The 8,971-nt window shown below is 69.2% G+C and carries 3 protein-coding genes and 1 pseudogene; all 4 read right to left on the reverse strand.

The window, feature by feature from the left end:
* Nucleotides 1–525: 525 nt before the first annotated feature.
* Complete coding sequence (locus AAW14_RS21255) at nucleotides 526–3,549, reverse strand: lantibiotic dehydratase (RefSeq protein WP_265565492.1); 3,024 nt, start codon at nucleotides 3,547–3,549, stop codon at nucleotides 526–528.
* A gap of 656 nt (nucleotides 3,550–4,205) precedes the next feature.
* Nucleotides 4,206–6,449, reverse strand: a complete 2,244-nt coding sequence (locus AAW14_RS21260; RefSeq protein ID WP_265565493.1) for a TOMM precursor leader peptide-binding protein — start codon at nucleotides 6,447–6,449, stop codon at nucleotides 4,206–4,208.
* 1,165 nt (nucleotides 6,450–7,614) lie between these two features.
* On the reverse strand, nucleotides 7,615–8,388 hold the full coding sequence (locus tag AAW14_RS21265; RefSeq protein ID WP_265565494.1) for a hypothetical protein: 774 nt from the start codon (nucleotides 8,386–8,388) through the stop codon (nucleotides 7,615–7,617).
* A gap of 107 nt (nucleotides 8,389–8,495) precedes the next feature.
* Nucleotides 8,496–8,971 (reverse strand): annotated as a pseudogene (locus AAW14_RS21270) (hypothetical protein); the annotation flags it as partial.

Here is an 8,971-nt window from a genome sequence, read left to right on the forward strand (position 1 = left end):
TGTCGGCGATGACGACGGGCCCGTCCTGTCACCGCGCCGTACCCGTTCTGCGCCGCCCGAGAGCATTCCTGCTCAGCTCGGCCCCGGCACCGATGACCGCGGACCGTGCAGGCCCAGTCACTGCGGGAGCACCCCTGGGCACTGGCGAGCCACTGCGGGAGCACCCCTGGGCACCGGCGAGCCACTGGTAGTAGCTGGACAGGTTCAGGTTCAGGACCCGGCCCGTCCGGCAGTTCCGAGCCGTCCCGGCTTTGTCAGCGCTGCTTCCCGCCCTCCCCGGCATCTCCCGGGTCGGACTGCGCTCAGCTCCTACGGGACCGCTGCGACGGCCCGGCGAGGAGGTTCTTGCACCTCCTTCGATTCCCCGCGCCTCACGGCGCATCAGCGCCTCACGACGCAAACAAGACCAGCACCGGAGCCCACGGAGTAGTGACATGGCCACACCAATGCGGGTCCGACGCAAGTCCAGCCGGGATTCGCATCTTGCTCCCGCCCTCGGCCGTCGGCCCGCGTGGACGCGGCGGCTCACTGCTGGCATGACGGATCAAACGGATCAAAAGGCCGCGCCAGGGCATTGCGCCGGTCGCGGTGGGCGGCTGCGGCGCCGCGCGCGACAGCGTAGACGTCCTGTTCCATGGCCGTTCCGAAGCGCAGTCGCCGGTTGCAGTGCATGTGCAGCAGCGCCTTGAGAACCGCGTCGGGCAGGATCCAGTTCTCCCGCTGTGCCGCGCTGTGAACCGTGGCGGCGTATGCGGCCAGGGCGGCGTGCCAGTCGGCGTCGTCGGCCGGGGGGTCCGGACCGTCGTCGGGGATCAGTGCCAGTGCTTCGCGGCGCCTGCGGGCAAAGACCCGGTGCCGGGTCTCGTCCTTGTCGTAGTGGTCGATCAGCCACTGTTCCCAGCCCACCGCCGAGGTCTCCTGGAACCCGCGGATCAGGCGGACTGCATCGGCTGCCACGGGCAGCGGGTCGGTGTCGTCACCGGGGCGGCGCAGGGCCAGCCGGCTGTCGGCGCAGAAGAAACGCTCCGCGGCGTCGATGGCGGCGCTGCCCCCGTACCGCTCGGTCTCCGGGCGGTAGGGGTGCAGAGACAGGTCGCCGACGAGCCCGGCGGCCGCGAGGTCCCGGGCCCAGTCCCGCAGGCTCGGCAGCACGTGCCGGACGAGGGCGGACGGGTGGCCGTGCAGCCGGAGCCGCAGGTGCGGCCGGCCGGTGGAGGCATCGGCGTAGCGGATGAAGAACCAGCGGTCCACGTGTTCGGCCTCGCGCGCGAGCCACGGCTCCAAGTGGGCTGAGAGGATCAGTCTCTGGGTTTGGGCCGATGACGGGATCTGGGCGGACAGCCACGGTCCGCCGGGCAGGTGCGGTACCGAAGGGCGGGTGCGCGCCGGGGCCGAGGCGGCCGGCGCGCGGGCGCGGAGGGATCTCGCGAAGAGCGGCACGACGATCTCCGCGTCATGCGTGCCGTCCGGGCCGCGCAGCCATCCCGACGGCGGCTCGGGGGCGTAGTCCTCGTGCAGTACACACTCCCGGTCCAACCGGACCTGATGGCACAGCAGCTCCGCGTGCCGGGGCAGCCGGAGGTCCAGGGCCAGCCGCTGGTCCGCGCTGACCAGGTGGATGCGGTCGGGGACCCGCCACCGTTCGCGCCATGCCGCCAGGCGTTGCGCGGTTTCCTGGCCGGCGAGGTCGCCCAGACGCAGTCGCCAGGTGGCGGGGCTCAGTATGGTCCGGCCGTGGCGTACGGCGGGGAGGTAGGGGCAGCTGCTCAGGTGTTCCCAGTCCCAGGCCCTCAGCTGAGTCGTTCCCATGAGGGGGACTTCGAGGAGGAAGCGTGCCGTGTTGGGGGCGAGCCGACTGTTGAGCATGTGCGGGGCGAACGGGCTGATCTCGCGTCCGGAGGCGGTGTCGACGAGGTGGAACCGCTGGGTGTCGGCGTACACGCAGACGTCTGCGAGTTCGACGGTGCCCGGTGAAGCGGGGTCGGTGTAGATGCCCACGGCGAGATGGTGGGCGGCGTTGTCGGGGGCTCCGGTGACATTCAGCAGCCTCCGGTCGCGGATTGCGTGGTCCACCCGTACGGGCAACGGAGCGGCGGGGTCTTCGCCCCGCGTACGCCGGGCGAACGCGGCGCGGTGGCCGTCGGCGGCGAGGAGCCCGGAGAACCGCCCCCAGGCCGTGCCGGCCGGGCGGGAGACCCGGAAAGGTGAAACTGTCAGGAGGAAGCGGCCGGCCGCCAGTTCTCCGGGGGATTCGGCGAGGACCGAGACGAACAGCTCGGCAGACGGCGGCTGATCCCCGCCCCTGGTGTGAAGCGACCGGATGGTGGACTCGTCGAGTTCGATGCTCGTCCGTCCGGCAGTCAGGGCGCTTGCGTACAGCGTGTTGAGGACGCTCGCGCGGTCCGGATCGGCCTGGCCCGCAAGGGGCATGCGATGACCGGCCGGCAGCTCGTAGCCGGCCGGGGGGCCGAGTCCGGTGTCGGGATCCAGCAGGTCGCTCACCGGCACCAGTTCCCCCAGTCCGTAGTGCTCGAGGAATTCCCGGTGGTATGCCGTCAGCGCGCGCTGTTCGTCGCTCTCCGGCGTGGACAACCGCCACAGCGCCGAGGCCGCCCGTGCGGCCTCGCGGGCAACCTGGGCGGGCAGCTGGACGTCGGCGGCGAGTGCCAGGTCGACCTGTACACATTCGGTCGACCCGGCGGCCCGGTGCAACTCGGCCAGTTCCGGCGCGCCCCGGCCGACGTCACGTGACGCGTAGTTCCGCAGCCGTGCGGCGTAGTTCCGCAGCCCGGTGTGTTCCGGCGCGGTGCGCGCCACGTGCTCCAGTGGGTCGGGCGCGGTGGGAGGCGGCGAGCTGTCGGTGACGAGGAATTCCAGTGCGATCAGGCGGGACAGCAGCCCGGAGGCCTCCTGCGGCGTGATGCCGGGGCAGTCCGCGGTGAGCGCGGTGGCCAGGTCCGTGAAGGCGACCGGCCGCTTCGCCCGGCGCAGCACGGCTTCGACGGGCGGGGTCCTGCGCACGCTGCGCCTGGTGGGCGCCGGGGAGCGCACCGCGAGGGGCAGGAGGAGCCGGTCGCCCTGTGTGCGGCAGGTGTTGTTGACGACGACGCGCAGGGTTGCCGGGGGGTCGGTGATGTCCCGGGCGTCGAGGAGTGTGCCGAGCCAGGCCCTGTCCGGCTGGACGAGTTTGGTGCGCCGACCGGTCAGCCGGCCGCGGGGCCGGTCGCCGAAGGAACCCACGGCCACTCCAGCGAGCAGGCCGAAAGGTGTTGCCCTGCGGGACATCCGCAAGTGGTAGCGGAGCAGGGACCGGGACAATCGTTGCTGCGCCGAAACGGGCGGTCGGCCGTCGGCGGGGACACCGCTGAGGGCATGTGCCAGCGAAGCGCTGGACACGAGCAGCGCCTCGGTGGCCAGTGCGTCGCGGGACAGCGCCATGACCGTGTCGGCGTCGGTCTGCTCCCCGCCCGCGGCATCGTTGGGCAGGACGGGGACGCGCAGGAGAAACACCTCGGCGCTCTCGAATACGGAGAGTTCGTCGTCGGGCATCGGACCTCCAGCTGATGCGTCTGGGATGGTGTGGACCAGATCCGGCGGCACCGGCCGCTCAGGACGGGCATGCGCGGTCGCGTCAGAACCGGTACGCGCGGTCAAGGGAGTCGGACGGCGGCAGTTCGGGCCACCTGCCGGGCCGAACGCTGCCGGCTTCCTAGAGGGCCTCGCCGCGTGCCGGACGTGCGGGGCCGCGATCAGGCCATGGCGGACCGTACTCGCCCGGAACGGATACCCGGTTGACCGCGGCGGTGCCGTCCGCCTCGCGCCTCGCCATCGGCGCACCGGGGCCGCGTGGGGGTGTGCCGTGTGCGAAGCCAGCCGCCGGCACGGTCCGGTGACTGCGTCGCGCAGTCGCGGCGAAGCCCCCGGTCACGGCGGACAGCAGCGCACGGGCCTCGAACGGGGCAGTGTCATGTGTGGCGATGCGCACCTGGGCGGTGGCCCGTCCGGCCGGGACACCGCATTCCGGCGCGTGCATTTCCTCCGCCGCAGCGGCTGGTTCGTCGGCGTCCGCCCAGGAGGCCGGCGATGCGGGCGGACGTGACGGGGGCGGGACGTGACGGCGGCGGCGCTGTCGCGGCTCCGGGCTCTCCTGGACCGTGTGCATGAGCCCCTCCTCGTGCGGCGGTGTGCGGGCGTTCAGGCGCGGATCAGAGGAACATGGGAATCGGGTTGAGTTCCGCTTCCGGCACCCTGGACTGTGTCCAGCCGAGGGCAACGGGAACGTCGTACAGCCTGCCGGGCGCGTAGCGCGGCCAGAAGCTGCGCAGGCCGGGCACCATGACCTTGACCACCGGCAGGCCGATGTCCGGCCGTGTCTGGTTCAGCACCAGCATCTCCATGCCGTTGCGCTCGACAATCCGCTGGGCCTCCCGAACGCCGGAGTGCAGGTCGAGGCGCGTGGGCACCCGACGGGCCTGTTCGGTGAAAAGGTCCGAAGTGCCGCGGGGTGCGAGGTACGGCTGGTTCTCCAGCGTCGCGGTCTGCCACCACTCGGTCTCCGGGCCGCTCTCACAGCGGTCCGGGGCGCGGTGGAACTCCCGGTATCCGGCCAGGAACTGGTTCATCTCCGTCAGGGCCCTGGTGACGGCCACGGCCGGGTCGACGTGCGCGCCGAAGCCGAAGAGGATGTCCTCGGTGGGGCCGCCGGTCCGGCGTGACACCGCTGCGGCGACGGGGATCCCCAGGTCCGAGGTCAGGTCGAGGACCCAGGTCTCTCGTCCGATGCTCGCATAGTATTCCTGCCAGCGTCCGGTGTAGGCGATGTCCGTGCGGTTCAAGTCGATGGCCGGGCGGGGGGTGCGGTTGTACCACCACATGGCGACGCTGTCCCGTTCGACCAGCTCGAAGTAGCCCTGGAGGATCGCGTCCTCCAGGCTGCTCCCGGCCGCGTTGCCGTTGGAGTCGGCCAGGGCGACGACGGGACCGGGCGGGGAGGGGAAGCCGTAGTACAGGTAGGCGCTCGGCACGTACTTGTGCCGCTCCTCGCTCAGCGACCAGACGGGCGTGAAGGCCATGTCCCGTGTTTCGTCGAAGGGTTCGGGTACCCAAGTGAAGGGCGTGCCGCGGCTGCGCCACTTCTCGCGGTTGCGGAACTGCTCTTTGCTGAAGAGCTGCAGGGTGTCCAGCGCCACCGCGTCGGCGCCCAGGGCGCGTGCCGAGGTTACGATGTGTGCTTCGTCGCCCTGCCAGAGGCCGGAGTACCGTTCGATGGCCTCGCCCAGCGCACTTGCCCGGGCCTGGAGATCACTCATGCCCTTGCCTGCGCTCTCGGTGCGCAGTACACGCTGTGCCCGGCCGGGCTGCAGGGTCCGGCCCATCGCGAAATTGTGGCCCGCGGAGTAGACGTGCAGCAGCTCGGACGACGTCTCCATCCGGGTCAGCTCTGACACGACGCCCGTGACGGGGCTGACGAGGTGTCCGTAGCGGTCGAGCATGTGATGCCGGCCGTGCGAGCGGTAACCGCCGTCTGTGTCCGGTGCCGCGGGCACACTTCGCAGGGTCAGCGGCAGCTGTGCGGCAGACGCCATCAGGTCCGGGTCGCCGCAGTCCGGGCACTGCGGGCGCCGGGTGAGACGGTGCTTGCGGGTTTCCAGGGTCAGGGGGTCGAAACTCAGGACCGTCGACGGGTCGTCGGGGAGGGCGGCCATCCACTGTGTGACCCGCAGGACAGCCAGCCGCGCGGCCAGGTCCGTGGCCGTGGTGAGCCGCACATCACCAGTCACCGGGACATGGTCACGATGGGTCATTGCGGCGAGCGCGACCTCGATCGGGCGGTGGCCCCGTGCGCGCTGCACGAGGCAGCTGAAGCAAGCGGTGTGCCCGGGTTCGAGGACGGGCGAGATCCAGGCACTCTCCCCGGTCAGCTTGGCCACGAGCCAGGGGGTGCCAGTCCTCAGCGCGTCCCGGTTGAACGCCGGGATGCCGGGGTGGAGAAAATCGGGCGTGAGTACGACGGTGAGGTGCGGATCACCGTCGCCGAGACGCAGGCCCTGCGCCGCTGCGGCCTGAGTGAACGGCTCCGTCCTCGCGCCGCCGACGGCGACCGCGCGGACACTGCGGAGCGCGACGGCCTCGCACACGGTGTTGGGATCCACGCCGGCAAGATCCCAGAACCCGGTGTCCTCACGTCCGGGATCTCCCTGCCGCTCGACCACGAGCCCGGCAGCGAGCAGCCGGTCCAGGCCGCGGTCAACGGCGGTGCCGGGAACCGGCGGTGCCGGCGCACGCCGCAGGGCCACGCGCGTCGCGCCCTGCCGGAGCAGCGGGGCCAATTGCTCAATGAGTTTGCCGCGCAGCACCGTTTTGCGCCCACCGGATATCAGGTAGACGCCCGCTCCCGGTATGATTTCGACGCCCATGTGCCGCGGAAAGCACACGAGGGGATCACCCATGACGACCGACTTTCTTCCCGACGTGGTATGCGGCATGCGGCTTCACTTTGGGTGATGGTGAAGCCGCATGCCTTTCAGGGCAGTTCGGCCCCGCTGACTACCAGGTGGGCGGGTAACAGATGCGCTGGCTGGGGCGCGCGTCGAGCTCCTCGATCGCAATCTCCTCCTCGGAGAGCTCGAGGATGCTGCTTTCCTGCTTCATTGTTCGCCTCCTTTCCTTCTGTGTGGTGGATGTACACCCTGCACGCTAGCCGCGTCTGTTTGGCTGAAAAAGCTGCGTGGGTTATGGCAACAATCACGGGTGGCGTCCTGAACCTGGCCTGCATTCAAGCCCGTTATGAGTAATCTGCTCGGTGCCGGCAGTGCTGTTGCACAGTGAGTCTCCGCCAACCTGACGTCGCAGGTCAAAGGGCTGGTGTGGCTGGTGCTCCGGGTGCTCGCGCTGGTCGTGGGCGGCTGTCTGCGGAGTAGATCGTCTGCCAGCGGTTGACTCCGAAGTCCGTCAGAACGAGCAGGGCCTGCGGGTGATGGGTGCCTCGGAATCGGTGCGGAGCTTGGTGAGGACCCGCCAGTTCGTCACGTGGGCGAAGCCGTGTTCGAGCGGGCCCGTCCCAAGGCGAGGACCCGGTGGGCGGTCCTCTGGCTCGGTGTGAGCCTATGGATGCGGGTGACGGTGACACCGGTGACGATCACGACCGCTCTGCCTTTCCGGTGCGGCGCTGGGTGGGATGAGGGTGGCGCCGATCAGGACCCCACCACTCCGCCCTGCTTCGCGACCTTCTTCAGGGCCCGATCCAGGTCGCGTCCCGCGAAGTGGTGTAGCGATGTGGAGTTCACGACTCCGCAGGTCACGCACGCCTGCAGGGCCGACCCCGGGCAGAGGCCGCTCCGGTGGTCTGGAACAGCATCGACACCGGCCGAGGAGCCTCGACGGTGATCGCCGTGGAGGTGGTCGCCGGAGCGAGGCGGTCCGGATTCCTACACCACTTGGCCGGACACCACCTCGATCCAGGTGGCGAGGACGACCGTGACCGCGCCATCGACAAGCTCAAGGCATACAGAGCCGTCGCCACGAGCTACGGCAGACGTGGTTCCGTCCTCCTCGGCACGGTCACCGACGCATCCATGGTCATCTGGCCCTGTTCTGGTCGCCCGGGCAGGCTTTCTAGTTCCTCAGGCTCTGCGTGATTCGCAGGAACTCGGCGTCAGTCATCGACTGGTCCTCGGTCTGGACGGTGATGGTGTACCCGTTCTGCGTCCATGCAGCAGTCCGTTCGGAGTCCGATACCTGGATCCTGCCTGGGTGACCGTTCACCGTCATCGGCTTGCCCTCCTTGGGCCCGGTCTCGCCAGTGACCGCTGTGATGTCCACGGTGCCGGCCTGACCATTCCTGTCGCGTCGTCCGCTGGGGTAGGAGCAGTCCCATTTGGGCGTAGCGTTCCGGAATATCGAACGTGTGGACCCGGAAGGGCAGTAGGAGCTGTTCTCAAGGGTGTAGCCCGGCGGCAGGTATCGAGGGTAAGGAAAGTGCGTGTCGTCGAACGGGTTGATGGTGTGGCCGGTGACGGCGTCAATGATCTTCCTGTCGCCGAGCGGCTTGCCGAGGGAGGTGCCGGCCAGACCGGCCTGCGGGTCATCTCCGTCGCACCCAGCGTGAGAACTTTGCCAATGGCTCCACTTCCGCTTCACAACTAGCGTGACGGCATGCCCGGATTCGCTGGCTTCGATGTGAGGTTTGTCCTCGCATCCTCCCGACCATGCGAGGGACGCGGTCAGAGTACGGCCATGGTTACTCACTAGAACGTCGCCTTTCACCGGGCCGTCATGACGGAGCGAACGATCGACGGCCATACAGCCGCCCGCGATGCCCGCGAGGATGACCAATGCGACGCCACCCCAGATCACGCGGCGCAAGGTGAGGACGTTCTTCAGGGGCACGGTCGCATACTCCGTAGTCTTCTGGTGGATGGCAGGCAGGCGCCAAGCCTGCCATCCAGGAACCGAAGGGAGGAAGCGGCGGGGCGGGCTCTGCCTCCGCCGTGAGGTCAACTGGAAGTGACGAGGGTCCAGTTCATGTCGGCGAGAGTCTGGCGGATCGGGACGTAGTAGACATCGTTGAAGCACCACGCGTCGCGCTGGTCACCATCGGTGATGGTGTCCCTTGATTCGCCTGTGTTGTCGCAGCTGACGGTGTTATCGAAGGTGGTGAGTGTGCCGCGCGCCTCGTCGGCGGTGAAGTTGTTCACGCCGGCGAAGATGGGGGATCCGCTGTCGCCGTTCACGCCCGCGATGGCAGTCTTGTCGTTGAGGTCGGCTACGGCGTGGTCGGTGATGGGCCGCCATTGACCGTTGGCGCCGGTGACTCCGACGTCAGTTTGTGTGATCTTGAGCTGGCTGTGGACACCGCCGTTGGCCCCATCCTCACAGACGTAGTCGCCTTTAGAAGCCATCTCATTTGGTGAGTCTGCGGTAGCAAGTGAGGGTGCAGGCGATGCTGGTGAAGGCCAGGAAGTGTTCAGCT

The organism is Streptomyces hygroscopicus (assembly GCF_026168105.1).
GTDB lineage: Bacteria > Actinomycetota > Actinomycetes > Streptomycetales > Streptomycetaceae > Streptomyces > Streptomyces hygroscopicus_D.